The 24,433-nt window shown below is 56.8% G+C and carries 24 protein-coding genes; 15 read left to right on the top strand and 9 right to left on the bottom strand.

Going from position 1 to position 24,433, the window contains the following annotated elements; genetic code table 11:
- Window positions 1-58: 58 nt before the first annotated feature.
- On the bottom strand, window positions 59-1,075 hold the full coding sequence (locus tag IM733_RS13830) for a DUF4917 family protein (RefSeq protein ID WP_248917193.1): 1,017 nt from the start codon (window positions 1,073-1,075) through the stop codon (window positions 59-61).
- A 160-nt stretch (window positions 1,076-1,235) separates the two neighbouring features.
- On the opposite strand from IM733_RS13830, the gene IM733_RS13825 reads away from it, so the two are divergent.
- The 7 genes from IM733_RS13825 (at window position 1,236) to IM733_RS13795 (ending at window position 9,030) form a co-directional block, all read left to right on the top strand.
- Window positions 1,236-2,303, top strand: a complete 1,068-nt coding sequence (locus tag IM733_RS13825; RefSeq protein ID WP_248917192.1) for a glycerophosphodiester phosphodiesterase family protein — start codon at window positions 1,236-1,238, stop codon at window positions 2,301-2,303.
- Between the two features lie 213 nt (window positions 2,304-2,516).
- Window positions 2,517-3,053: an RNA polymerase sigma factor gene (locus tag IM733_RS13820; RefSeq protein WP_248917191.1), complete on the top strand. Its 537-nt coding sequence runs from the start codon at window positions 2,517-2,519 to the stop codon at window positions 3,051-3,053.
- A complete protein-coding gene (locus tag IM733_RS13815; RefSeq protein ID WP_248917190.1) occupies window positions 3,046-4,008 on the top strand; it encodes a FecR family protein in 963 nt (320 codons plus the stop codon). Before IM733_RS13820 ends, IM733_RS13815 begins: the two co-directional genes overlap by 8 nt.
- A gap of 90 nt (window positions 4,009-4,098) precedes the next feature.
- Window positions 4,099-6,468, top strand: coding sequence for a TonB-dependent receptor (locus IM733_RS13810; protein ID WP_248917189.1), 2,370 nt, complete (start codon window positions 4,099-4,101; stop codon window positions 6,466-6,468).
- A gap of 7 nt (window positions 6,469-6,475) precedes the next feature.
- Window positions 6,476-8,065 (top strand): alpha/beta hydrolase-fold protein, encoded by a 1,590-nt coding sequence (locus tag IM733_RS13805; protein WP_248917188.1) that lies wholly within the window; start codon window positions 6,476-6,478, stop codon window positions 8,063-8,065.
- A 96-nt stretch (window positions 8,066-8,161) separates the two neighbouring features.
- On the top strand, window positions 8,162-8,533 hold the full coding sequence (locus IM733_RS13800) for a hypothetical protein (RefSeq protein WP_248917187.1): 372 nt from the start codon (window positions 8,162-8,164) through the stop codon (window positions 8,531-8,533).
- A gap of 14 nt (window positions 8,534-8,547) precedes the next feature.
- The gene (locus tag IM733_RS13795; RefSeq protein ID WP_248917186.1) at window positions 8,548-9,030 is read left to right on the top strand and encodes a hypothetical protein; all 483 of its coding nucleotides are present in this window, start codon (window positions 8,548-8,550) and stop codon (window positions 9,028-9,030) included.
- Window positions 9,031-9,040: 10 nt separating this feature from the next.
- On the opposite strand, the gene IM733_RS13790 is transcribed toward IM733_RS13795, so the two are convergent.
- From IM733_RS13790 to IM733_RS13775, 5 genes are all read right to left on the bottom strand, one after another.
- Window positions 9,041-10,798: a SulP family inorganic anion transporter gene (locus tag IM733_RS13790; protein WP_248917185.1), complete on the bottom strand. Its 1,758-nt coding sequence runs from the start codon at window positions 10,796-10,798 to the stop codon at window positions 9,041-9,043.
- 445 nt (window positions 10,799-11,243) lie between these two features.
- Entirely contained in the window at window positions 11,244-11,933 is a 690-nt protein-coding gene (locus tag IM733_RS13785; protein ID WP_248917184.1) for a helix-turn-helix domain-containing protein, read from the bottom strand.
- 88 nt (window positions 11,934-12,021) lie between these two features.
- On the bottom strand, window positions 12,022-13,650 hold the full coding sequence (locus tag IM733_RS13780; protein WP_248917183.1) for a DUF2326 domain-containing protein: 1,629 nt from the start codon (window positions 13,648-13,650) through the stop codon (window positions 12,022-12,024).
- The gene (locus tag IM733_RS25745; RefSeq protein WP_432760427.1) at window positions 13,643-13,813 is read right to left on the bottom strand and encodes an ABC-three component system middle component 7; all 171 of its coding nucleotides are present in this window, start codon (window positions 13,811-13,813) and stop codon (window positions 13,643-13,645) included. Before IM733_RS25745 ends, IM733_RS13780 begins: the two co-directional genes overlap by 8 nt.
- Before the next feature lie 37 nt (window positions 13,814-13,850).
- A complete protein-coding gene (locus IM733_RS13775; protein ID WP_248917182.1) occupies window positions 13,851-14,630 on the bottom strand; it encodes an ABC-three component system protein in 780 nt (259 codons plus the stop codon).
- A 361-nt stretch (window positions 14,631-14,991) separates the two neighbouring features.
- Between IM733_RS13775 and IM733_RS13770 the strand changes: the two genes are divergently transcribed.
- Entirely contained in the window at window positions 14,992-15,246 is a 255-nt protein-coding gene (locus IM733_RS13770) for a hypothetical protein (protein WP_248917181.1), read from the top strand.
- A gap of 60 nt (window positions 15,247-15,306) precedes the next feature.
- On the opposite strand, the gene IM733_RS13765 is transcribed toward IM733_RS13770, so the two are convergent.
- Window positions 15,307-15,768: a helix-turn-helix domain-containing protein gene (locus IM733_RS13765; protein ID WP_023089457.1), complete on the bottom strand. Its 462-nt coding sequence runs from the start codon at window positions 15,766-15,768 to the stop codon at window positions 15,307-15,309.
- 144 nt (window positions 15,769-15,912) lie between these two features.
- On the opposite strand from IM733_RS13765, the gene IM733_RS13760 reads away from it, so the two are divergent.
- From IM733_RS13760 to IM733_RS13735, 6 genes are all read left to right on the top strand, one after another.
- Window positions 15,913-16,311, top strand: coding sequence for a DUF6957 family protein (locus IM733_RS13760; protein ID WP_248917180.1), 399 nt, complete (start codon window positions 15,913-15,915; stop codon window positions 16,309-16,311).
- A gap of 43 nt (window positions 16,312-16,354) precedes the next feature.
- Window positions 16,355-16,825: a hypothetical protein gene (locus IM733_RS13755; protein ID WP_248917179.1), complete on the top strand. Its 471-nt coding sequence runs from the start codon at window positions 16,355-16,357 to the stop codon at window positions 16,823-16,825.
- Window positions 16,826-16,827: 2 nt separating this feature from the next.
- On the top strand, window positions 16,828-17,211 hold the full coding sequence (locus IM733_RS13750; RefSeq protein WP_248917178.1) for a hypothetical protein: 384 nt from the start codon (window positions 16,828-16,830) through the stop codon (window positions 17,209-17,211).
- Window positions 17,212-17,291: 80 nt separating this feature from the next.
- Window positions 17,292-17,858: a hypothetical protein gene (locus tag IM733_RS13745; RefSeq protein ID WP_248917177.1), complete on the top strand. Its 567-nt coding sequence runs from the start codon at window positions 17,292-17,294 to the stop codon at window positions 17,856-17,858.
- 682 nt (window positions 17,859-18,540) lie between these two features.
- The gene (locus IM733_RS13740; protein WP_248917176.1) at window positions 18,541-19,413 is read left to right on the top strand and encodes a restriction endonuclease; all 873 of its coding nucleotides are present in this window, start codon (window positions 18,541-18,543) and stop codon (window positions 19,411-19,413) included.
- 82 nt (window positions 19,414-19,495) lie between these two features.
- Window positions 19,496-19,861 (top strand): histone-like nucleoid-structuring protein, MvaT/MvaU family, encoded by a 366-nt coding sequence (locus IM733_RS13735; RefSeq protein WP_025755021.1) that lies wholly within the window; start codon window positions 19,496-19,498, stop codon window positions 19,859-19,861.
- Between the two features lie 737 nt (window positions 19,862-20,598).
- On the opposite strand, the gene IM733_RS13730 is transcribed toward IM733_RS13735, so the two are convergent.
- The gene (locus tag IM733_RS13730) at window positions 20,599-22,395 is read right to left on the bottom strand and encodes a retron Ec67 family RNA-directed DNA polymerase/endonuclease (protein ID WP_248917175.1); all 1,797 of its coding nucleotides are present in this window, start codon (window positions 22,393-22,395) and stop codon (window positions 20,599-20,601) included.
- 381 nt (window positions 22,396-22,776) lie between these two features.
- Here IM733_RS13730 and IM733_RS13725 point away from each other — a divergent pair, with 381 nt between their 5' ends.
- Window positions 22,777-23,535 (top strand): hypothetical protein, encoded by a 759-nt coding sequence (locus IM733_RS13725; protein ID WP_248917174.1) that lies wholly within the window; start codon window positions 22,777-22,779, stop codon window positions 23,533-23,535.
- Between the two features lie 8 nt (window positions 23,536-23,543).
- Here the strand turns inward: IM733_RS13725 and IM733_RS13720 are convergent, their stop codons facing one another.
- Complete coding sequence (locus tag IM733_RS13720) at window positions 23,544-24,356, bottom strand: DUF5677 domain-containing protein (RefSeq protein ID WP_248917173.1); 813 nt, start codon at window positions 24,354-24,356, stop codon at window positions 23,544-23,546.
- Window positions 24,357-24,433: the final 77 nt, after the last annotated feature.

The following is a 24,433-nucleotide window of genomic DNA, read 5'->3' as shown; positions in this document are numbered from 1 at the left end:
AAGGTGCGGATCTTATCGATAATTATTTACATTTGCAAAATATTGCCCACACCTGCATTCAGCGCCGACGGTGGTGGCTGTCTGGCACGCCAATGGCCAGTTCGGCAAGGCCCAGGGGGTGGGTGGAAGCGTCGAAGAAATGCAGCGAAACATCGTCAAGGTCGGCAAAACGATCAATGAAATGCTGCTTCTGGTTAATGATCGACGCCTCGCTCAAAGGACGAATGGCAATCGCCAGATGCTTTGGCCTGGCTTGGCGCAGGGCATCGAGCAGGTGCTGGTCGCTGGCGTCCAGGTGTTGGCCGAACAGGCATACCCCCTCGTGCTCGCGGGCCAACTGGCCCAGGCACCATGCCAGGTAGTCGGTGTTGCGGATCGCACGCAGCTTGTCGTCGCTACGGCTCTCGTTGACGAACAGCGGCACTTCACCGGGAATATTGACGGCGAAGCCTTCGAGCAGTTCGGCCTGTTCGGCGCTGCGCCGGCGGGTGCTGCCGTCGGGGAGCTTGAGCAAGTGCATGCCGCCGTGCAGGTGCATCACACGGATGCCTTCGCCAGCGGTGCGACGTACATCGAAGAAGCCTTGCTCGTCGAACAGATCGGCGAAGCCTTCCGGGGCTTCGCCGATGGCCCAGGGCAGGATCAGGTCGTAGTTGCTGGTGTAGACGCTCTGGTATTGGCGCAGGCCCTGGTTGATCGCCCTGCGGGTTGCCACGCTGAGCAACGGCCAGGGCAAGTGCACCGCGCGCACCGCGTGGATCAATGCTTCCTTGATCGAGTAGTAGCGGTTCAGCGGCGCGGTGGAACTGATCGCCAGCGCGGCGTTGGCCCGCACCGTGGTGTTCAGGGCGCTGAGCACCGGCTCGAACAGTTCGCTGCCCAGGGCTTTGAACAGCGCCTGGTCGCTCACCCCCAACGCTTTGTGCCGTACGCGCTGGGCCTCCTCGAACAGCGAGAAATAACCGAACGGCTTCCACAGAGCGCGGCTGGCGCCATTGCCCAGCAGCAGGGCGCTGCACGGGTGGCGTTGGTAGAGGTCGGCCCAGGCGGGCAGGTGGGCGTCGAGTGCGGGCATGGGCGGTCCGTTGGGTGTGGCGGAAAACGCGGGGACTTTAGCATGTCATGCCGAGTGTGCGAGGCTTGCGGCCTGCAGGAATCCACCGGCCCCTGCAACCACCTGTAGACAGCGGGCTAGCCCGTGAGGGGCCGGTACAGACAGACAAAGGACTACTTCAATGCACAAGACCCTTATCCAGGCCCTGGGCCTGACCACCCTGCTGGCCACGGGCGCTGCCCAGGCCGTCGATGGCCAGGCGCTTGCGCGTGCCCAGGGCATCCCGCAACCGGCGGTGATCGCTCACCGCGGCGCTTCGTTCGATGCTCCGGAATCCACCACACCGGCCTACCAGCTGGCCCGTGAACTGGGTGCCGACTACCTGGAAATGGACCTGCAGCGCACCCGCGATGGTGTGCTGGTGGTGGTCCACGACGATGTGCTGCTGCGCACCAGCGACGTCGCCGAGCGCTTCCCCGAGCGCAAGAACAGCCCGGTGAGCGCCTTCACCCTGGCGGAGCTCAAATCGCTGGACGCTGGCAGCTGGTTCAACAAGGCCTACCCCGAGCGTGCCCGTGAGCACTTCAAGCAACAGCGCATTCTCACCCTGGATGAGGTGATCGATATCGCCGAGGCGGATGCCAAGCGCCACCCTGGCCTGTACATCGAAACCAAGGAACCGGCCCAGTTCCCAGGCATTGAGCAGGACCTGAAGAAGCGCCTCGAGGCGCGGGGTTGGCTGGACAAGCCGGGCAAGGTGGTGCTGCAGACCTTCGACCGCAACAGCCTCAAGCTGCTGCACGAAGCCATGCCACAGGTGCCGAAGATCCTGCTGTTGTGGGTGGCCAAGGGCAGTGTCGAGCCGGCCTCGGGGCAGGATTTCGCCGAGTCGGGTGAACAGGACAAGTCGGCCTTCTACGCACGCCAGCAGCCCAAGGACCGCGCCGAGTTCGAACGCTGGCTCGGTTACGCCAAGGAAGGTGGCGCCATCGGCACCGGCCCTTCGGCGGTGCGCACGCACCTGGGGGAGCAGAGCTATTCCGACCTGATCCAGCCGTGGATGAACCAGGCAACCCATGAGCGCGGCATGCTGGTGCACGTCTACACCCTCGATGAAAAAGTGGACTTCGAGAAGGCCATGAAGGCGGGTGTGGACGGGATTTTCACCAACCGTGCGGGCGAACTGATGCGCTTCTATGGCCGATCGGTCGGCAAGGAAGACCAGTTGCTGGGCACGCTGGGTTATTGATCTGAAGTGGGCCGCCGATGTTGGCGGTCCCTTCTGTAGGAGCCAGCGTTACTGGCGATGCAAGGCGCAGCCCTGCCAACGGTGGCGAGGCTGTTCGCCAGCAAGGCGGGCTCCTACAAGACGAGCCGTGGCATGCGAGACTGGCGATGGCTGAATGACATGTGTGAGAATGATAGGAATTCCTATTAGCAATCCTTGTCACAGTCCCGTGCAATGACCTCCCTTTCCACGCCCTGGAACACCCGCCCGGTTCTCGAGACCGTCGTCGACGACCTGCTCGCCCACTACAGCGACCTGCGCCGCTATCTCTGCGGGCGTCTGGGCAATCCCGACGATGCCGCCGACATTGCCCAGTCCAGTTTCGCCCAAGCCTATGCCCATGCACTCAACGCCCCGGTGATCAATGCCCGCGCCTTGCTGTTCCAGGCCGCGCGCAATCTGTGTATCGATCAATACCGGCGACGTAGCACTGAACTGGCCGCGCTGGAGGACTGGCTGGCGAGGGCAGAGCTGCTGACCCCCAGCGTGGAAGACATCATGATCGCCCGCGAGCAATTGCAACTGCTGATCGCGCGGATCGAGCGCATGCCGCGCCTGCGCCGCGAGGTGTTCGTGCGCGTGCGCCTGCATGGCCACAGCCACCGGGAGGTATGCGAGGCGCTGGGGCTGTCGGCGAAATCGGTGGAACTGCATATCGCCCGGGCGGTGTTCGACCTGTCGGAACTGCGCATGAGCCTGCGCCATGCTTGAACCGGCCTCTGCGCGCAAGGTCCAGCAGGCCTTGGTCTACCTGGCCGCCTTGCAGGGCGATGACCCCGAGCGGGTGCGCCAGCTGGGCGACCAGGCGCAACGTTGGCGCGGCAGGAGTGACGAGCATGAGCGCGCCTGGCGAGAGGCCGAGCAGCGCTGGCAGATGGTCCATCGCCTGACCCCACAACTGCGTACCGCCCTTCAGCCGCAAGCGTGCGATGCCGGGCGGCGACGGCTGTTGCGTCAGGGGGGCGCCTTGGCGCTGGTGCTGGGCGCCGGTGGCTGGCTGGGCTGGATGTTCAAGCGCACCGCACCCTTCCAGTACGACCTGCAGACCACACACGCCGAAGCACCACGCGCGCTTGAGTTGCCCGACGGCAGCCAGTTGCTGGTGGCCGCCGAAAGCAACCTGCGGGTGCATTTCGACCATGGCGAGCGCCAGGTCATGCTACTGCATGGCAATGCCTTCTTCGATGTCGCCCATGAGCGCTGGCGACCGTTCCTGGTCAGTACCCGACTCGGGCTTGTCCAGGTGCTGGGCACGGCCTTCTCTGTCAGCGACCGGGGCGATCGGGTGCAAGTGGCCGTCGCCAGGGGGCGGGTACAGGTGCGTGGCCTGAAGGGGGGCGAGCAGACCCTTGCGGCAGGCGAGCGCATTTGCCTGGATGGCCAGGGCCAATTGGGCACATTGCGCGCCGGCGGCGCGTTCGGCCCCGACCTGGCGCATTGGCAGCGTGGCTGGTGGTCGTTCACCGACCAGCCCTTGAGCGAAGTGATCGGCGAGCTCAATGCTTATGTGACGCGCCCGGTGACCCTAGGCCCTGGTGCCGGCGCCTTGCGCCTGACCGGCAGCTTCCCCGGCGACCAGCCCGAGGTGCTGCTCGAAGCACTGCCACGTGTGCTGCCGGTACGGCTGGTGGAGCAGGACGGGCAACGCCTGATCGTGCAGCGTTGATCCCCGTTTTCGTGTTCCGACATTTCTTTGAGGGGTAATTCGCGGCTGTCACGTCATCAGTTGTGAACCCACCTTCTGCAAGGACCGATCATGTCGCTTTCCTCCACCCGCTTCCCCGGCACCCTGCGGCGCCTGGCCCTGGCTTGCGCCGGCCTGCTGGCGGCCCATGCGGCCCAGGCCGACAGCCTGCCACTGCCCCTGGACTTGCCGAGCCAGACGCTGGAAGCCACGGTGCATGCATTGGCCCATGAGTCTGGCGTGGCGATTGCCGCCGACAGCCGCCTGTTGTCCGGGCGTGGCGCCCCGGCGCTGCAAGGGCGCTACACGGTGCTGCAGGCCCTGCGCCAGGTGCTGGCGGGTAGTGACCTGGTGGCGGTGGAGGAAAACGGCGTGATCATCCTGCGTGGCAGCGGCGTTGAGGACGGCGCGCTGACACTGGGCGCCACCACCGTCAACGCCAGTGGGTTCAACAGCGACCTGCCGGACACCTACAGCGGTGGCCAGGTCGCCCGTGGCGCCCGCATCGGTTTGCTGGGTAACCGCGACATCATGGACACCCCGTTCAGCGTCAGCGCCTACACCGCCAAGACCATCGAGAACCAGCAGAGCGGGACGGTCGGCGCTGTGCTGCGCAACGACCCGTCGATCCGCTTCAGCACTGGTGAAGGGCACACCTACGAGAACTTCACGATTCGTGGCTATGCCCTGGACTCCACGGAACTGGCGATGAATGGCCTGTACGGCCTGGCGCCGGATGGCCATGTGCCAACCGAATTCCTCGAGCGGGTCGAAGTGCTCAAGGGGCCAGGCGCGCTGCTCAGCGGCATGGCGCCCAACGGGGGCGTGGGCGGCGTGGTCAACCTGGTACCCAAGCGCGCCGGTGACGTACCACTCACCCGCCTGACCACCAGCTATGTCTCCGATGGCTATGTGGCCGAACACATCGATGTCAGCCGCCGTTTCGCCGACAACCGTTTTGGTGTCCGTTTCAACGGTGTGTACGGCAGCGGCGACACCGGCGTCGATGAGCAGTCCAAGGATCGCACCTTGGCATCGCTCGCCCTGGACTACCGGGGCGATGACTTCAAGCTCGCGCTGGATGCTTACGAAAGCCACGAGAAGATGGACAACGGCAGCCCGATGATGGTCGGTTTCAGCAAGCTTGGTTCTGTGACCAAGGCGCCCAAGCCCGACACCAACATCCTCGAAGGCATCAATGCCAAGCAGGTCAGCAAGGCAGTGACGCTGCATGGCGAGTACCAGTTCGACGACCGCTGGACGGCCTACGCCAGTGTGGGCGGTGCACGCACCCGCTACGACGGTTTCCTCAATGGCACCCGGGTGATCGTCACCAAACCGGACGGCACCGCCACGGGCGAAACATACAACCAGGCGGGCTATACCCACAGCCTGTCCACCGAGGCCGGCCTGCGCGGCAGCTTCATGACCGGGCCGGTCAGCCACCAGCTGGTGCTCAGCACCACGCTGCTGCACCAAGACATCGGCCGCGCGCCGACCGTCACCGGCAAGGGCTACACCACCAACATCTACCACCCCGGCAAGGCAATCATTGCCGGCGACCATGGCAGCAGCGTCAAGACCGGCGACAACACCCTTTCCAGCTTCGCCGTGGCCGACACCCTGGGCTTGGTCGACGATCGTGTGCTGCTCACCCTGGGTGCCCGCGCCCAGCGCGTGCGGCAGAAGATGAGCACTCCGTCCTACGACGAGCGCAAGGTCACCCCCGCCGTAGGCATCGTGCTCAAGCCGTGGGATGCGCCGGTGTCGCTGTACGCCAACTACATCGAGGGCCTGACCCAGGGTGGCATGGTCACCGATGTGAAGGCCGCCAACTACAACGAGCAGTTCGCCCCGTATGTCGCCAAGCAGATGGAGGCGGGCGTGAAGTGGGACCTGGGCGACTTCACCCACACCCTGGCCCTGTTCCAGATCGAAAAGCCGAGCATGATCTATGACAAGGCCAGCAACCGTTACAACGACGATGGCGAGCAACGTAACCGCGGCGTGGAGTGGACGATGTTCGGCGAGGTCACGCCCGATGTGCGCCTGCTGGGCGGCGTGACCTACACCCGCGCCGTGCTGACCAAGACCGCCAACGGCGCCATGGATGGCAACACCGCACGTGGCGTGCCGGCCTGGTCGGCCAACCTGGGTGCCGAGTGGGACCTGCCCTGGGTCGATGGCCTGACCTTGACCGCGCTGGGAATCCACAGCAGCTCGCAGTACCTCGACAGCGCCAACCAGCTGAAGATCCCCCAGTGGACCCGCTACGACCTGGGGGCGCGCTATGCCACCAAGGTGCTGAGCAAGGACGTGACCCTGCGCGCCAGCCTGGAGAACGTCGAGAACCGTGCCTATTGGGCCGGCGTGTTCAACGACGGTTACGCCACCGTCAGCGAACCGCGCACCCTCAAGCTCTCCGCCAGCGTCGACTTCTGAGGTGGGCATGCAGCGATTGACCCATGCCTTGGTGCTGCTGGCCGCCTGTTCAGGGGCGGCCATGGCAGCCGATGAACCCCGCCTGGTGCCTGGCAAGGCCGTGAGCGGGCAGGCTGGTGCGACAAGCTCGCCGGCCTGGCAGTTGTCACTGAAGGCCGGCGACCTGGTGCGGGGCCGCCTCGATGGCGATGTCAGCCTGCGCCTGCTCGACGCCCAGGGGAAACCATTGCGTCTGTTGATCGATGGTCTGGACCAGCCGCGTGAGTTTCTCTTCGTGGCCGGGCAAGGGGGGCGCTACCTGCTGCGTGCCGAGCCGCTGGCGATCCGTCCCGACGAACGTTTCAGCCTGCGTCTGGACCCGGTGCTGCCGGTTGCCGGGCAACGGAAGAGCCCTGCAACGTTGGCCAGCCCGATACTGCGCACGTTGTCGGAGGCGTTGGCCAAAGGCGAGTCCACTGATGCGTTCTGGACGGCCCGAGGCGTCGACGGCACGCCCATGGTCGAAGCGATCCCCGACCACCCCGACCAGCGCCTGGTCACCTTTCTGTGGCGCGGCGCGCGCGACAACGTACGGATGTTCGGCGCACCCACGGGTAACCACGAGTCGCTTCAACGCCTGGGCCAGAGCGATGTCTGGTACCGCAGCTTCGAAGTACCGGCCGCCACCCGGCTGAGCTACCAGATGGCCGCCGATGTGCCGGTTTCGGATGATCGTCGGATGATTCTCGCCACCACCCGGCGGGACCCGCTCAACCCGAACACTTTCGCCGATGGCAGCGGCGATCCGTGGTTGTCGCGTTCGCGCCTGGAACTGCCGGACGCCGCACCGCAACCTTGGGTCGCGGTACGCGAAGGCGTGGCGCGTGGCAGCGTGGAGCGCAAGCGCCTGGCCAGCCGATTGCTGGGCAATGAACGGGACATCTACCTGTACCGGCCGGTCGGCTGGCGCCCCGGCAAGGCCGACCAAGGCCTGCTGGTGCTGTTCGACGCCCATGCCTACACCCGCCAGGTGCCGACCCCGACGATCCTCGACAACCTGATCGCCGACGGCCTGATCCCGCCGACGGCCGCGATCATCATCGCCAACCCCAGCGACCTCAGTCGCCAGCAGGAACTGCCGCCCAACCCGTTGTTCGCCCGTTTCATGGCCGAGGACCTGATGCCCTGGGCACGCGAGCAGGGCCTGTCGGCGACGGCCTCACGCACAGTGGTTGCCGGTTCCAGTTATGGCGGCCTGGCTTCGGCTTACATGGGCTTGATGCACCCGGAACTGTTTGGCAATGTGCTGAGCCTGTCGGGTTCGTACTGGTGGGCGCAGGAGGGGGACGAGCCCGGTTGGTTGACCCGTGAGTACGTGAAGGCACCACGCAAGCCGCTACGTTTCTACCTCCAGGCCGGGCTGTTCGAGGGGCCAAGGATCCTCGACACCAATCGCCACCTGCGCGATGTGCTGCTGGCCAAGGGGTACGCGGTGGAGCAGGTGGAGTACCCGGCGGGGCACGACTACCTGCAGTGGCGCGGCAGCCTACCCTGCGGCTTGATCAGCCTGATCGGCCGCGGTACCCAGGCACAGCCTGGTGCGTGCATACCGAAGTAGCCGGATCAGGGAGACCCCGATGGTGCCCGCTCTTCACTAATGGCAAAGTGCCGGTCTCCAGCAGCCCACGCTGGAGAACCGTCACAAGGAGCTAGTGTGAAATCCAGGATCTTGGCTGTGCTAGCCTGCAGCCTCTTGTTTGCCCCGGGCGCCGATGCCCAGGATATTTCCACGCTGTACCAGAGCTATGAACAGAAGGGCTATTCCACGCTGAGCATGGAAGAGCTGAACCAACCGGTGCAGATCACCGCAGTGGCCCTGGGCGTGTCGACCAACCTCAAGGGCGCGCCGATACTCGCCGCTGGCGATGACGATGGCTATGAACTGGCCCGTTTGCGCGGGGCCGACGGTGCCCAGGACGAGCAGATGAAAGCGCTGCATCCGGGCCAGAAGTTCGACGCCGAGTGCGTACTACAATTCACCTCCGGCAGTGATTACCTGTCGTTCAATCAATGCACGTTCAACTGAGCAAGGATGTTCTCATGAAAGGATCGCTTCGTTTCCTCACCCTGGCCGGCTGCCTGGCCGCGTTTTCCGCCTCGGCCGCCGATTCGGCCCAGGTCGCCCTGTTCACCGCACTGGCCAAATGCGAGGCCAGCGCGCAGCAGGTTGAGGCTTTCAACCAGTTGGTCGATGCCGAGCAATTGACCTTCGCCAAGGATGAGGCGCACAGCCCCTGGGGCGGTGCCGCCTGGCAGGTCACCCCGGCGCTGAGCATCAATGGCGTGTCGTCCGCCACCCTGGTGATGACCGACCGCTTCAGCTTCTACCTGCAGAGCAGCAGCACCGCGCCCCTGGCCGATGCGGCCAAGCTGGCCAGTACGCTCAAGCTGAAGAAGACGCTCGATACCGACGGTTATGTCGACTACCAACGAGTGCTGGAGAGCAAGGGCACGCTGCGCGTGGTTTCGACCGAAGACAAGGATCGTGACCTGTACGTTGGTTGCAGCTACCCGCAGGCCTGAGGCAATTAGGTCATAAAGGCCCGGGGGCGCCCGGGCCGTCATTTGGCATTGCCGTCATTCCATTCTCTTGTTTGTCGGAAGCCACCTGCCGATTCCTGTTCCGCCACACCCGATACGCCCTGATCCCCGCCCGCACCGAACCGAACAGCAGCTTGTCCTCCATCTCTCGGGCCATGCCCGAGCGCACCAGCATGCGCAGGAAAGTACCGCGTGCACGAGCGATGGCGAAGTGGATGCCCTGGGCGGCGAGGGTGTCGCGCACTTCGCGCAGGGCGGCGACGCCGCTGACATCGATGCTGGTCACCGCCTCTGCGTCGAACAGCACCACCTGCACCTGCTGCTCACCCTGCACGGCCTCGAGCAGGCGCATCTTGAAGTAGTCGGCATTGAAAAACAGGATCGCGTCGTCGAAGCGGTACACCACCAGGCCTGGCAGGGTGCGGGCGTCCTTGTGCTGGCGTATGTCGACCTGGCCGTCGACGCCCGGCAGCCAACCGAGCACGGCGTCGGTGGGCTGGTAGATGCTGTAGAGCAGGCGCAGGATCGCCAGGGTCACGGCGAACACGATGCCCGGCAGCACTCCCAGGCCGAGCACGCCGACCGTGGTCAGCAGGCACAGCCAGAACTCGAAGCGGCTGAGCCTGCGGATGCTCCTGAGCGATTTCACGTCGATCAGCCCCCAGCCGGCCATCAGCAGCACGGCGCCCAGCGCGGGTTGGGGGATCCAGGCCATGGGCGCGGTGAAGAACAGCAGGATCAGGGCGATCACCAGCGCGGCGATGATCCCCACCAGCTGGCTCTTGCCACCGACCATGTCGTTGACCGCCGTGCGCGAGTCGGCGCCACTGATGGCGAAGCCTTGGGACACACCCGCGGCCAGGTTGCTCACCCCCAGGGCGACGAACTCATGGTTGGCGTTGATGGCATAGCCGTGGCGGGCGGCGAAGCTGCGGGCGGTGAGCATGGCGCTGCAGAAACTGATGGTGGCGATACCCAGGGCGTCGCGCAGCAGGCTCTTGGTTTCCGCCAGGTTGCTCTGTGGCCAGGCCAGCTCCGGGATGCCCGCCGGTACCGGGCCGAGGATCGCCACACCCAGCCGGTCCAGTCCGAACAAACCGGCCAGCGCGGTGAACACCACCACGGTCACCAACGCGGCCGGCAGGCGCGGGAAGCGGCGCGGCAGCCCGATCAACAGGCCCAGCCCGGCAAGGCCAATGGCCAGGCTCAGCCAGTGGATCTCGCCCAGGCGCTGGAGCAGGTTGAAAAGGCTGGGAATGAACCCGTCGCCCTCGATCTTGAACCCCACCACTTTCGACAGTTGCCCGGCAATCAGGCTCAGGCCGATACCGTTGAGGTAGCCGATCAGGATCGGCCGCGAGAAGAAGCTGGCGATGAATCCGGCTCGCGCCACTCCCGCGGCGATCAGCATCGCCCCCACCAACACGGTGACGATCACCGACAGCTCGGCGATGCGGTGCGGGTCGCCCATGGCCAGGGGCGCCACCGCTCCGCCGATCATCGCGCAGGTGGCCGCATCAGGGCCGACCATCAGCTGGCGCGAGCTGCCGATCAGGGCATAGACAATCATCGGCAGCACGCAGGCGTACAAGCCGTACTGTGGCGGCAGGCCGACGATCTGTGCGTAGGCGATGGCGATGGGGATCTGGATCGCGGCCACGGAAAGGCCGGCCTGCAGGTCGGCGTGGAACCACTCGCGGCGGTAGTGCAACAGGTTGGCCAGGCCCGGTAGCCAGCGGGAGAGAAACATGGGCAGTCCTTTGGGAATGTTTCAATAAGCTTAGGTGGTTATGCACCTGAAACCGCTGGGCATTCAAGCCAATCGAACGGCGCTTGGCCATGGGCCAGATCAAGGAAAGCCGTAGAAACGAAAAAAGGAGCCAAGGCTCCTTTTGACAGCGATGACGTTACCGGAACGCCATGCGGGGGAATGCGATGTGGAGCGGGTAGAGGGAATCGAACCCTTATATGACCGAAATGAGGGAAAGGTGTGTAGGTGTGTAGGTGGAGGCTTCATTTAGGCCCATCAGCTTTGGCATCAAGCAGAGTTACCCCCTTGCTCACATGTGATCAAAGGACAGTCGCCAGGTTAGCACCTGTGAGCGATCCCGCGAGCGGTCTCGACTGGAAGCGAAAGGCGAGCGAAAAGCCACGAGACCGTCGAACCGGTCTCGTGGCAGGGAGGGAATGAGGCCTTACAAGAAGCTATTTGTTCTTGGTAGGGCGAGTTCATCGGGCGCTTCCCCTTCACTAAACCCGATCAAGTAAAGCACCTGCCCCACGGGCTGCGGTTCTTGTTGAGGGTAAGAGGTTTTCTGTAGAACTTGCCGAGTCGCATAACGGAGCGTGACGCCTTGATCCCCCAGGCGCGTCAGGAGACTCTGAAGTTCGTCAAAGACCTCTAGGAGTGACGTGCTTGTGTAGAGATCCGCGCAGTCGCGGTACTCTCGCACATAGTCCGTCAATTCTGCGAAAATTACGGCCTGTTCTCGGGAGAGCTCAAACGCCGGCTCGATGTAGTCACCTACACTCTGGGCGGCAAGCTTCGCCAAGAACCTGCCAGACTCGACCTTCAAAGCTTTGCTCGTGATGTAGTCCTTCTCGAACTGCTCACGGGCGGCCTGAAGCTGTTCCTCGGTGGGAATAGCCATCGGCTTGTTGAAAATGTCGATGTCATGGATATCAAACGCACTGGCCAAGGAGCGTAGGGTGTTGAGGCTTGCTCCCGAGCCAGCTTCCACCCGCTGGATCGTGCGCGGTGTGGTGTGGGCAAGCTCCGCCATTGTTTCTTGAGACCATTGGCGGAGTTCTCGGAGATACCTGATTACCTGGCCCAGTTCGGCTTTGCTAAGGAGGCGCGTGTCGGTTGCTTCGAAAATGCTCATCTCGTGTTTCCTGCCCTGTGGCTGTTCTGGTGGTTCAAGCATGTAGGAGCCCAAGGCGGCGGGACACGACACGTACCCGACAGGCTCCTTACGTCCGCTTCTCTTTTGCTCTCCAGTCCTCGGTATAGAGCAGTTTGTCGCGGTGTAATTGCAATACCATCTTGGATTTCAGAGTCTGCTGAGTTTTGCTATTGAATTTCTTAGCTTCATCAAAGGCCAGGAAGATTTGCTTGTCTTTGAAGGAAGTGAGGATCTTGATTATATTTTCAGTGGCTGCGATTTCGATGTTTTTATATATCATCGAGTCATGGATGATGAATGGCAGGCGCGTGAGTGAGAGCATTGAAAGGTCAAACCCAACAAGGCCCGCATACGATTTCCCAGTCCCAGTATCCATCGGCGAAGTGAAGCTGTAGGATTTGGAAGTCTTAATGCGAAGCTTCGACGAACTGCGCTCAGGCCCGTAAACAAGGGTGTTGAATTTTTCAAGCTTCTGATTAATTAACCCCTCAATCTCAAGGAAGATTTTTCCATAGATAGCGTCTAAGCGTGTTTTGGAGGCTGCTTCGCCACTATCGATAGAGGCCTTTTGCTCGAAGAATTTATTTTCTTCCTTCGCCTTGTCGGTGACCTCTTTGAGCTCGAAAACCTTCGCAAATAGATCGGTGGGGGTGCCTTTGGTTTTGAGCGTAATTTTTATCTGTTGGTCAAGATCTGTGATGGCTGTAGTGACTTCTGATTCATTAATGATCAAAAGCTCAAGTTCACTTTTCAGTTCTTTGCTTACTAGCTTGCCGATCTTTTCGTGGAATTGCTCCACCTGTTTGAGACGTTCGAGATTTGCCTCTGGGAAAAACTCGGCAACGAGGGCTATATTTGCGGTGAGACGAGGTGATACGCCGGAAATATCTCTCTCAAGTTTTTCTCTTCTAGCTGAAATGAGATTTTTCTTATTGATCATCTCATTTTTGTTCTGTTGGATGGCTCTTAATTTTTCGTCAAACAAGGCTTCGTATGCAGTGATGGCGCCTGCGAAATTATCTTTGATGTCACTTATGGCTTGCGCATTGGTTTTGATGAGCTGCTTGTTGGTTTTGTACTTGGTTGTCGTGATCCGTGGAATGATTTCCGCAGTCATCGACTTGTTCATTAAGCTTTTCTTGTCTTGAAGTGTCTGAAGTACAGCTCGCTCCACCGACACATCTCCGGTGCGGTGAAACAGATCGACTAGCCTGGCCACTCCGGCGCTGAGTTTTTCTTTCGGATTTCCCGCCAACGGGTGAGCTGGATCGGCTTCGCCCTTGTTCCATATCCGAGCAAATGGGCCAACGATTGAACGGAAAGAGCTTTCTAATTCAGAAAGGTCGTATAAGCTCTTGAGCTTTTCTCTGTATGCTTCGAGTGATATCTCGTCTTGTTTGACATAATTGGAATCGCAGACATCAATTACGTCTGGCTGTTCAGTAGATCTACTTACATATAAGGGTATGCCACCAAATTCAAATGTGATTTGGTATGAGTGGTGGCCGAGAACCTTGATAGCCCCAGCATCATCGTCCAGTAGGCTGCCGCCGCCCATCGCGAAGTCGATTACGAGGAGGGCTGATGATTTGCCAATTGAGTTCTTGGCTTCGTCATCTCCAAGGATGACGTTTAATCCGGGATGGAACTCAACAGTGCTCTGATTGAATAGGTTGCATTTTATCTGTTTAAGCATATTCAATCACTCCAGATCCATCTTGGACGTCCAGGTATCCGAGAAAATATAAAATATCCATGGCGGCTAGAAATTCTGATGCATCCAGGAAATCGTCTTTTGTCCTAGCTAGGGCTTGTATTACGGTCTCCCCTGACGTTTTGTCAGCGAGTATCGCGAGCATTTTGAAAATTGTAGATTCTTCCAGCTTTGTGAATTTACTAGGCACTAACATCGAAAACCTCACAATTTTGCACGAAGAATGACGTCAAAACTCTTGAGGCATCGATTGACTTTCCAGTCCTAGTGCTAATCCATTCGGAAATGTATTTAAAAACTAGGTCTTTGTTCTCTGGGTTTAATCTGTGCATTTCCCAATAGTAGCTGTTTACCTGGTTTTGTAAGATCTTTACGGTGGCTTGGTCTCGCATTTCCAAAATTCGCATTTCCTCCCGAATGGATACAAAATAGTCAACCACGTCGTTGCGGATATTACGCTTAAGGAAAATACTGGCGCCTGTTTTTAGTTTGTCGCTCAATTTCTTGGCGTCAAACTCAAGCTCCAGACCTGACGTATCAATATCGTCAGGTTGTAAGCTGGTGATGACTTCAAGTATCTCTTTTACTTCTTCTTTTAATGTGTGCTCGGAAATTGCTTTTCTTGCAGCTGCGTCTCGAATGAAACCATCCTTGATAGCTCGGATGTGGTTGTATTCTTCGATTTTGAAGTCTTTATCGAATTTTGTATGACAGGTAGGGCAAAGGCATATGAGATTGTCCAAGCCGTTGATGTCTGCAGGGATGGAAAATCCAGTTAAAGCCAGCGCTTGAGCTGCTGTTGGGTTGAGAGGGTAGATATGGGCAAGTTCATATCCTTTCGAAGTCCTGGATCCGACCTTCTTGAAAAGAATTGCTTGAGTACAAAGAGGACAGGCTCCTCGCGTCTCTCCGTACAATATACTATGCTCTTCTGAGCTATACTTTACCCGGTCGTTTGCCATGTTTAGCCTTCAAACCTAGATTATCTTCGCACCAGGTGCAGACGATTGCTGCCTACCGGGACTAATTGTTAAGTAAATGGCACAAGAGGTCGAGCAGTCTCGCTGGAGCGACAGCGAATGCCAGTCCCAAGATAGTTGGGACATCAGTGGGAGGGATGGCTGCGCTGCCATGCTTGAGCGTTGTGAGAGCGACTGGGCGCTTACCCAATCTACCTGTTCAAAATTCGACATTCCCTGTGCCTTAGCTTCACCTTTGGGGCGAAACATACCATTTTGCCATCATCATCGGTATAAGCTCACACGCGCTTGGGGTGGGATGGCTGGGTCGAAGCACGCGTGATAATCGCTCTTCAGGTGACGTATGATCCGGCCAAAACTGGCAACGGTAAGCATTAGAATGATTTTAAGGCTTCTGTCGCGTATCAGGAGCACCATCAGCCCTGACCGCCGCCCAGATTGGGAAAAGCAGCGTGAGCGCGAGTTTATCGAGGCCGTGAACAGCCTCAAGACGCTCAGGGTGACGCCGGGAGGCCGCATGTCCATCGACCCTGAAGAGATACGTGAGCAGGTGTTGGAGGCGCGGGAGAGGTTGAAGCATTTTGTCCGCAAATCCTAGGCCTATGCAGTCGACGCCGAAGTGCGTCAGTGCACGGGCTGTGTTGAAGAGGGGTGAGGGTTAACTACCAGGCTCCCGCTCCCAGAGCCGCCAAACAGTGCCCTTCGAATACCCCAGAGCACGGGCCACCTCAGCCTGGGTGAGGCCGTCTTTTTTCAGCGCCTGCACTGCCTTCCACTTCTCTCTAGCAGCAGTTACTCGCGGATGCTCAATCTCGCGAGGCTGCCGTTCCATAATCTCGTTGGCTCTCCCCAAGGCCTCTGCTTCCACGATTGCATCGATCAGCACCTGGTGAGTCGTCTGTTGGTTTTCCGCTGCAATGACCATGGCGAACAGGGTAGCTGGGCTGATGCCCAGCGAAATGGCCAGATCCCTCACGGTATCGATGGTGGCCGTGAAGCTAGCCGCTTCCAGTTCGCTGATCGTTTGTTGACGAAGAAGGCCAGAGATCTCCTGCTGAGACAGGCCTTGCTGCGTTCGGAGCGACTGGAGCACGGCGGCGAGAGAGTGGCGTAGCGGCATTTCTGCCTCCGCAAAAGGAGACGGTATGCCTCGTTTGCCTAGACTCGCTCAAACAGATATATTGGTTTGAGTGAGTCGAACGGCGATCTGCCGCTACGTTCCCGTTCGCACATCACCTCGTCGTTTTGAATACCGAGGTAATTGGTGACTGATAGCTCCGTAGAGCACGAGCTGCTCCAGGAAGGGCACGTCTCTTCCGCTGGGACGTCGCTGTCCCAACCCGAAATTGAGGCTCTGCTTGCCGAACGCTTTCCTCGCAGGCCGTATTGCTTGGTTGAGGACTGGCTCATCTTCCACGTTGACGAGCCTCAGGAGTCGCTGAACAGAGTCAGGTCTCTAGGCCTGCAGCCGATGTTCCTGTACTCCCATTGCGTCAACTACGACAGCGAGGGCCGATTCCCACCAGGGGGTTGGGTGCGCTCGACGCTGTGCAAGACCTACGACAGCGTGTGCATGTTTGAAACGCGCAACACCGTGTACGTCCTGGTTGGCCCTGGTCGTGAGCAGACCGCCTCGCTGAAGACAATTTTCGGCTTATGTTGACCCGCAGGTTCCGCCTGGCGGGCTTGCCCTGATGAGATTCACGATGTTCCGCATTAGCACGCAAGACCAAGCTGGCCCGGTAGGCATGTTTGGAGACGGTCTGGCTCATTTCCATGCAGTCACCCGATCTTTGGCCACTCACTGGTATCACGTCAGCCTCAAGCGCCGACACGAGGATCGGTTCGTTGCCTACGAGGAGATGCTCAATGATGAGATGCGTCTCGTCGAGTTGCTGGTAGCGCAGGACGAGAGCCTAGTTGTGCAGGAAGTCCAGGCCGTTACCCCGAGCTGGATGAACAAGGATGGCAGTTGGAAGATGGAGAAGCTTACTTCACTGTCCATTGGACACAACCAAGCTGGTGTGGCCGTCTGTGTTCTGGAAGTAGAGGGTGGTGCTGTGTACGTCGATACGCATGAGCCTGGGCTCGGTGCCGACTCCCTGACCGGTGTCAAAGAGCTATATCGACGCGGCATGGTTCAGGCCAGTGCTGCGGCTCAGCCTAGGAGGGCGTAGGCATGGCGAAGGACAACACGATGAAGCTGGACTACCTCGTGAAGCGCTATTCGGACTTCGACCTGTTGCGTATTGCTCGAGCTGTAGGCCAAGAGTACGAAGACGAGATCACCGCGTTTCTGGTGAATGTCCACATTCATCGGCTGAGCGCTGTTGGCGTCGTCTTCGGGCATGTGCGGCAAGGGCCCCATGGTCGTTTTGCCGATGGGCACCTGATCCAGACATCCGACATCGTGAATGTCAGGAAGGAAGGTAAGTTCTGGGTGATCACGACCATGAACTCCAAGTACGTCGTGGCTACCTTTCGCCGCGATGGCGGACGCCGGAGCTTGAGGGACTTTTTCCGCCTGGTGGGTGACCACTTCCCCGGTACTCAACTGCACTGATTTAGATCGAGCCTGAGCACGCCAAGGTGTGACCAAGGCCTCCCCCTGCCTGAAATTTGGGCCCGAGCAAGGAGCTGTAAGTGTTTATAAAGTTTGAATACCTGAAATTTGCTGGCTGCCTAGAGGACATTCGAGTTTTCGAGCATCTCTCGGGTTTCGTGCAAGTCATCATGAAGATTGATGGGGTGTTAATCCCCAATATCAAAGTTCCGATTCAGATTTATGAAGAATTAGAGCAAGGCTCTCATGTTGAGTTCTATGCTCTTGTGCAGAATTCAAAAAACAAAGTGAAGAACACGGCAATTGTCCTTGCAGCCAAGACCGCGAGCGGAAGGCTCCTGCGTGTGCCGGGCATGCGCTATAAAGTGCAGCTGCATTTTTGGGTAATTGCTGCGATCTGGGCTGCTGTGGCATTTGTTTTGAGTTGGATTGCCCTGGTCTTCGGAGCGGATTTTTTGATGGGCAGCCGCTCGATGTCGCTGCAATGGGCTTTTATCAACTCGGGCGCCTCAGTCATAGGACTGCTGACAGGGGGATTCTTTGTGGGTTGCGGTATTTACCTATTTCACAAAACCTCGGTTCTCGATACGTGGAATTCGATTGCACCCGCCCTGTTAGTAGAGCGTTTCAGCAAGCTGCACCGCTGACTTCAGGACGTGCCGCATTCGCGGACGGCTGTCGTAAACCGTGCCCGGCATGCCGGTCACGGCCCTGCGGGCTTCCATCCTCACGCCTTCAGCCATCCGTGGCCTGCGCGCTCCGCTTGCATTTTGCTTACAAACGCATGGCCTTGCCCTCTCTACTTTTGCTGGTGAACCGTGACCCGCTATGACCGCGTCTCCTGATGCTCTACCCAAGATCGATATCGCAGAGTTCCGTCAGCGATACCCACAGCTGTTCTCTGACCCTGGCGTCGATGAGATTTACTGTGACCCAGGCTGGAGGAACATCCTCTTGGTACTCTGCGACACGTTGCGGGATCACCTCGCTCGCCATCCAGAGGTGACGCCCGTCACCGTGGCACAGATCAAATCCAAATTCGGCGAGCTGCACTTCTTCTATGATGGCGGGGATGCATACTGCCGAGGCGCAGTGGATGTGGCCACTGAGCTATCGCTGAAGACTTGTTCCTACTGTGGCTCACTTGGGAGACAGGTCGGCACAAAGTGGGTCAGCACGCTTTGCCCGGCACACAGCAGCATCGCCACACTCATTTCTGAGTAGCTATCGTTCTTAAGCCCAGCCTGGCCATCAATACGGTCGGGCCGTTGGGTCTTTCACTGCGATGTCGTATGCTCGTTTCGCTGTGCTTGATCAAGGACGCGGGGCATGCCGAAGATAAAACCGTTTGATATGAAGCTTCTGGATCTCCTCTTCGAAATGGAAGGGGGGTACGTTTTGGATTTTTCGAACGCTACGTTCAGCCGGTTTTTCCTCGGTGAGCTGGAGATCGATATAGACGATCCACTTTTCACAGCGGACGGCACGTCTAAGGCAAAGCGTTTCCGTAGTTTCCTTGCGCTTGCAGATACACCGACGTGTATTCGAGCATTGAAAGCGGTGTGGGCGCATCGACAAGCTCTCCTGTTGCACGAAGGTCGAGATGATCCCATAGCAAATGCCGAGGGGCGTTTTTTGACGCTCATCCAAGACCTAGAGTCAGGCACCTCCGGTAATGGCGTTGCGGGGGATCCATTTGCCGCAGTACGCAAAGTGAGCATCGATCAAGCGACCAAGCTGAAACAGGACTTGCTGAGTATCCATAAGCTTGCCCCCCAGGCGCGTGGGTACGCATTCGAAACATTCCTACAGCAGCTGTTTGAGGCCTCCAATTTGCAGCCTCGCGCACCATTCCGGAATACAGGTGAGCAGATTGACGGGAGCTTCCTCTGTCGCGGTGATATCTACCTCGTCGAGGCGAAGTGGGTAACCAATCGAGTTGGAGCTGGTGAGCTTCATATCCTTCAGGGCAAGATCAGCGAAAAGGCAACTTGGACACGAGGGGTGTTTATCAGCTACTACGGCTTCACCGATGTTGGGTTGCAAGCCTTCGGTCGTGGGAAGAGCCTGGTATGCATTTCCGGCAAGGATATCCGCGACGCTCTCGATAAGCAGATCCCATTTGCTGACGTTATCGACCGCAAAGTTAGAGCTGCTGCTGAGACTGGCCTGGTCTTTGTCGAGGTGACAGACCTGTTCTAGGCCGAGTTATCTTCAAGCCTGGGGTGGCGGTCGCGGGTCTCAGCATATACTCTTTGACGTCCAACAAATTAGGAAGCTAACAATGTCCCGCCTCGCTGAATTCCGTCGTCTAGAGCAGCAACTCGCTCAGCAATTGGCAGAACTCGAAGCCATGAAGGGTGACTCGGCCATCAAGGCTGAGATGGAGTTTGAAGAGAAGCTGCGCGCTCTCCTCGGTGAATACGGCTACAGCCTCCGCGAAGTAATCAACATCCTTGATCCAAAGGCCTCCGCACGTACTCCGGCCCCAACCGCCCAGGAAAAGACCAGCCGTAAGCCTCGCGAAGTGAAGGTCTATAAAAACCCGCACAACGGCGAAGTGGTTCAGACCAAGGGCGGAAATCATGCGGTTCTGAAGGCCTGGAAAGCAGAGCACGGCGCTGAAACCGTCGAGTCCTGGCGCCAGTAAGTATCGCGCCTTGACGGGATGAGTACACGATAGGTAGCCTAATCGTGTATGTGTCCGACACCAAAGCCTCTCTGAGGAAAAGACCTCTTTAACGGCATCTTGAAACCCCACCGTGGAGAGTCGGAGACCCCGAGCTACACCATTGAAAAAACCGCCGATTGGCGGTTTTTTTGTTAGCGGTGTGTCCCGTCCTTGGCGTAATCGGCGGGATTATTCGCGCACAACATCAGCGCTGGGTGGGATTGGGCATCGGCTGGTAGAACTTCCCTGCGTGAGCCCAATCCGCCTGTCACGACAGCGCCCAGTCAGGCTTTTAGCGGAAGCTTAAGCTCGCCCAAGCGCCCACAAATCGTTCCCCAGCAGAGCAATGCCAAGCAGCCGAACGCACATCTGAATACCGTAGTGGTGATCGGGTTCCGGCCTCCACGACAAAAACTCCCATTGTCCCCAAGATGAGGCCTGCGAGAACGACAAGTGTGGTGCCTTGCCCTTCCTTCGATGCTTGAGGGGTTTGAGTTGCAGCGCTGGACGTAGCCGTCGATGTTTTTGTATTCCTACGACGGATTCTGAAAGCAAACAATTGTGCGGAAAAGCGAATATATCTGTGGATCATCATTTGATTTACGAATGACTGACTGAACGCCGGTTAGACGGTCTATTCGTCAGTATCGGCAGCAAATTTTCAGGAAGCTGGGCGTGTTTGACTCAGCATGAGCACTGCTCGTGTCCCAGCAGGATTAAAGTTTAGCTGGTTTAGGGGGTAAGTTTTTCTTGAGCAGGGATTTGTCTAAGTGATGGCCTCTAATTAACTGGCTTATCGACTTTAGGATTGGCGAAAATCCTTTGAAATCAATATTTGCGCGGTCGGCTTTCACGATTTTCTGTGCGAACGTGTTTTTGTTATACGTGTTCTTGGAAGGAGACTTGCTCAAGATTTCGAAGGTTTTATTTTCCCAGACGGTCTGACGCACCTTGGCTGTGAAAAAATCTTCCATCATGGTCGGCTGACCATCTTTTTTTAATGGGGTCAAAACTACAGATAGGTTTTGGGTGATATAGTAAGTGGTTTGAGATTTGTCTAGGATGGTTCCCTTTCCATTGGGAATGGCATAGCGACTTCCGGTGACTTCTTTGATCGCTTTAAATATTGGCTCAGAGCCGCTGTCGTTATCAACGACTATAATGGTTGGGCTTAAAGGCGGGTGTGCTTTATATTTTCCGCAATTTTTTGCATATGAGCGTATGAATGCAGCGAGATCAGCTGAGCCTCCATTCAGATCTAGTGCTCTATGCGTCAGTTCTGAATAGTTGATGAAGCGGACTCTTAGCGCTGGCTTTCCATCCTTGCTGGCCTTGCAAAGTCGTGGAAACTTATCCATTAGAGACTTCATGGCACATGTAAGGTAAACATTATCTGTTTTGCCTTCGCACAGAATTGTAGGCAGCGGCGAGGCGTAGAAGTTCTTGTAAAATAAAAAGTCCGCATGAATTTTTTCAAGGCTTGTTTTCTTGAAGGACTCAATTTTTACATTGTTGTTATCTGCGATTTTCTTGCGGTTAAACTGATCAACCATGTATATAAAGCTAAACAACCCGTCAAGCGATTCCAGTTGGGTATAGTCCCTGATCATGGGAGCCTTCTCTATCTCCGCTCCTGGCACTTCGTCCTTTATCAGATAGTATCCGTTGTTGAACAGGTGGAAAGCCATGGCACGAGCGGTGCGTCGAACCTCCGCAGGGGTATTAGTTATTTGGTTAACGACTAGGCCGGTCACGGACTGTCTATTGGTTCGGTACTGCATGCGGGTTTTATTATGATTAAGCTTGAACCCGCTTTTTTGAATTATTTTAATTAGCGATGGGCCTGCCGACCATGAGTTTCCGCTTTCGTCAGAAGAGGCGATTTCCTCAGGAAAATCTTTCTTGTTGGTTGAGAAAGTTAAGTCGTCGGCGTACCGTGAGTACGAACAACCATTTCTCTTTGCTAACTGGACAAGCCTTAAGTCCAGCAAATGACCGATCAGATTGGAAGCGACCGGTGAGGTAGGGCTACCCTGAGGCAGCTTGTCATCATGACACATTATCTGGGCTAGGACAGTGGCCACTTTAGGGTTGAGCTTGAAATCCTTGTTGCTGATTAAGAATCCACGAATCCTACCCATGTGAATAGAGTCGAAGAAGCCCTCAAGGTCGACGTTGAACACGTACCTTCTTTTTTTATGGGGCTCTGCATTGGTGATAATGGAATGTCCTGCTTTAAAACCATGTGAAATCGCCCCCCGTGCCTGACTTTTAGCCTCAATGGTGGCCAAGCATTTGTCTAAGAGGACTTTTACTTGTTTCTGAAGAGCTTTTAGCTCATCGCAAGGAGCGCAGATTTGGCGTGGTTCGCCATTACTTTTAGGGATTGTGAATTGAGTGTATTTCGCAGGCCTCTTGTACACTAGGTACGATAAGGCGCTTGGAGTGTAATTAAGGATGGCTGCCAAGTCATGAAGAGAAGCGGCTTTCTGAAGCTGATGCAGTTCCGACATGCAACATCCTTGTTTGAGAACGGAAGCTTACAGGCACTCATATGCGTCCCGGCAGGGTATTCCGAAGCGCCCAGTTGTGAGTCACGTCGAAGCAATCTCCGACACGATGGTTTCAAATGCCGACGAAACGCGGCAAAAAATCTGCCTGTAAGCTTCACAGGAAAAGTATCGTGCTGTCATACTGCCATTGTCAAGGCCCTGGCACATACCAACTGATCGGCACCTCAGGAGTTAGCCGGCTTGCTCGACGGCATCGACAGCCTTAGCAATTAGCTCCTGGAGCTTCGGTTCAAGCGATTGCACTCTCCGGCGGTTGATAATCCTATTGGTCGTCCTTAAAGCGTAGTGTAGTCTGACCCTCTTATAAAATGGAGCACAAAAATGCTTGAGCCGCTTTTTAAAGCCCTGCATCACTACAATGATGAGTATCGCGAGCTAATCAATGAAAAGGCAATGCGGCATACGCCAGATCGTGGTGAATTTGTAAGTTTCATTCAGACAGCACTAAAGCTTACTAAACCGGAAGACTGGGGGTTCATATGCTCATCCATGGATATAGTAAACGACAGCCTGCTAGGCATTGAGCATTTCTGCAAGTATGGCGTTGACGGGCCAACGAAATTTGACGATTTCGGCGAAAAATACATTAGGCTTTATGGTGTATTGAATGCAACATACATACAGCAGCAAGCATTGCTTAATCTCCACAGAATCTCGAATGTACCTAACATCAGAGATCTGGAAGTAAGGGTTGCAGCCTTGAAGGTGCGGGAGGCTAGAAACAAACTTGGAGCCCATAGCGTCGATTATTCAAACAGAGAATCTGGTCAAACTGAAAGCTTCGTTCCGGTTCGTATAACTTTGTCAGGAATGCGGTGTGACTACTATAACAACACAACTTTGGAGCATACAGAGATTGATTTAAGTGACGCATTGCACGAGCACTTGGAATTGATGTGCGAAATATATGATGGCGTATACCGAAAATCGGTGCGGACAATTTATAAGTCAAATAAAAACAAGCAGGAAGAACTGCTGGAAAGAATTGACGATGCCCTAATCTTTAAGGATGGAGGCACCGTCTTGAGGAATGAATCAGGTGTCAAGGTATTCGTAACATCCTACGAACAAGAAAAATAGAAATTCGATCACTCTGGCTTCAAGGAGCTGAGTGATCCGAATCTATCCAGAAGCTCATTCGCCTCTTTGTCGTGGGAAGAGTCTTTGGTAGCCTGAGGAAATCCAATAAGGATACCCAAAGCTGCTGAAGCAGATAGGTTAGCAGCCAGAGCGACTTCCGCTTTCTTGCCTGGCCCAAATTTGTAGCCGCTCCAGCTATTAGTTTCCTTATTTGAAATAATGTAGCGCTTGAGCGATGAAGCTGAATAATGCATCGCATCGTCAGAAAGATGCTTGTGAAACAAGTATTGATTCCTAAGCGAAGACATCTCTGAAACTTCTTGCCAGTTCAAGTGGCGGCCTTTGTCGCCAGCCAAGATCTCGTCCATGGCTGTAGCAACATCTTGATCTAGAGAATAGCTACCCTGCTTCAAGGCTTTGGCTTGGCCGCGCTTGGCGGCAACGTTGTCTTTATAGAGCAAGGGAATAAACTTCTCAGGGGTTTCTGCTAATGCACCCATGCAAAACGCATTTTCAAAAAGGCATCGTATCAAAATCCTGGCTTCAACAATCATACCGCGCTCGAGATTTATGAAGGCCGATTGAAAATTGCTTAAAGATCGCATAGCTGTAAGCATGGCTAAAACTTCTAAGTCCATGGTTCTGCCGTGATGCTTTTGAAAGCCAGATACTACAATGGCTTGCAAAAGCCTATTTATATCCCTCAATAAAGTAAACCACTCTTCATTTTCTGAGGTTATAATTGCGATTGTTTCATTGATGTCTGGGGAGATAAAACCTTCCCCGAAGAAACCTTTGCTAAAAATTGATTGATCTGCCATTGAAAACATCCTGTAGCTTTGATGTGAAAGACCTTAGAGTACCGTGAGAGCCTGTTGCATATCTAGCGCACCTAACT

The sequence above is a fragment of the Pseudomonas entomophila genome (assembly GCF_023277925.1).
GTDB classification, from domain to species: Bacteria; Pseudomonadota; Gammaproteobacteria; order Pseudomonadales; family Pseudomonadaceae; genus Aquipseudomonas; species Aquipseudomonas entomophila_D.
Note: the sequence above shows the minus strand (reverse complement) of the source record. Positions and strands in the feature narration are given on the sequence as shown.

Bases quoted from the DNA above. Each gene is read 5' to 3' on its own strand.
- IM733_RS13785 (WP_248917184.1), bottom strand. From the start codon at position 11,933: ATGAGCATTTTCGAAGCAACCGACACGCGCCTCCTTAGCAAAGCCGAA.
- IM733_RS13740 (WP_248917176.1), top strand. From the start codon at position 18,541: ATGCCGAAGATAAAACCGTTTGATATGAAGCTTCTGGATCTCCTCTTC.
- IM733_RS13730 (WP_248917175.1), bottom strand. From the start codon at position 22,395: ATGTCGGAACTGCATCAGCTTCAGAAAGCCGCTTCTCTTCATGACTTG.
- IM733_RS13780 (WP_248917183.1), bottom strand. From the start codon at position 13,650: ATGCTTAAACAGATAAAATGCAACCTATTCAATCAGAGCACTGTTGAG.
- IM733_RS13825 (WP_248917192.1), top strand. From the start codon at position 1,236: ATGCACAAGACCCTTATCCAGGCCCTGGGCCTGACCACCCTGCTGGCC.
- IM733_RS13725 (WP_248917174.1), top strand. From the start codon at position 22,777: ATGCTTGAGCCGCTTTTTAAAGCCCTGCATCACTACAATGATGAGTAT.
- IM733_RS13735 (WP_025755021.1), top strand. From the start codon at position 19,496: ATGTCCCGCCTCGCTGAATTCCGTCGTCTAGAGCAGCAACTCGCTCAG.
- IM733_RS13820 (WP_248917191.1), top strand. From the start codon at position 2,517: ATGACCTCCCTTTCCACGCCCTGGAACACCCGCCCGGTTCTCGAGACC.
- IM733_RS13805 (WP_248917188.1), top strand. From the start codon at position 6,476: ATGCAGCGATTGACCCATGCCTTGGTGCTGCTGGCCGCCTGTTCAGGG.
- IM733_RS13830 (WP_248917193.1), bottom strand. From the start codon at position 1,075: ATGCCCGCACTCGACGCCCACCTGCCCGCCTGGGCCGACCTCTACCAA.
- IM733_RS13810 (WP_248917189.1), top strand. From the start codon at position 4,099: ATGTCGCTTTCCTCCACCCGCTTCCCCGGCACCCTGCGGCGCCTGGCC.
- IM733_RS13720 (WP_248917173.1), bottom strand. From the start codon at position 24,356: ATGGCAGATCAATCAATTTTTAGCAAAGGTTTCTTCGGGGAAGGTTTT.
- IM733_RS13755 (WP_248917179.1), top strand. From the start codon at position 16,355: ATGTTCCGCATTAGCACGCAAGACCAAGCTGGCCCGGTAGGCATGTTT.
- IM733_RS13815 (WP_248917190.1), top strand. From the start codon at position 3,046: ATGCTTGAACCGGCCTCTGCGCGCAAGGTCCAGCAGGCCTTGGTCTAC.
- IM733_RS13775 (WP_248917182.1), bottom strand. From the start codon at position 14,630: ATGGCAAACGACCGGGTAAAGTATAGCTCAGAAGAGCATAGTATATTG.
- IM733_RS25745 (WP_432760427.1), bottom strand. From the start codon at position 13,813: ATGCTCGCGATACTCGCTGACAAAACGTCAGGGGAGACCGTAATACAA.
- IM733_RS13795 (WP_248917186.1), top strand. From the start codon at position 8,548: ATGAAAGGATCGCTTCGTTTCCTCACCCTGGCCGGCTGCCTGGCCGCG.
- IM733_RS13750 (WP_248917178.1), top strand. From the start codon at position 16,828: ATGGCGAAGGACAACACGATGAAGCTGGACTACCTCGTGAAGCGCTAT.
- IM733_RS13765 (WP_023089457.1), bottom strand. From the start codon at position 15,768: ATGCCGCTACGCCACTCTCTCGCCGCCGTGCTCCAGTCGCTCCGAACG.
- IM733_RS13770 (WP_248917181.1), top strand. From the start codon at position 14,992: ATGATCCGGCCAAAACTGGCAACGGTAAGCATTAGAATGATTTTAAGG.
- IM733_RS13790 (WP_248917185.1), bottom strand. From the start codon at position 10,798: ATGTTTCTCTCCCGCTGGCTACCGGGCCTGGCCAACCTGTTGCACTAC.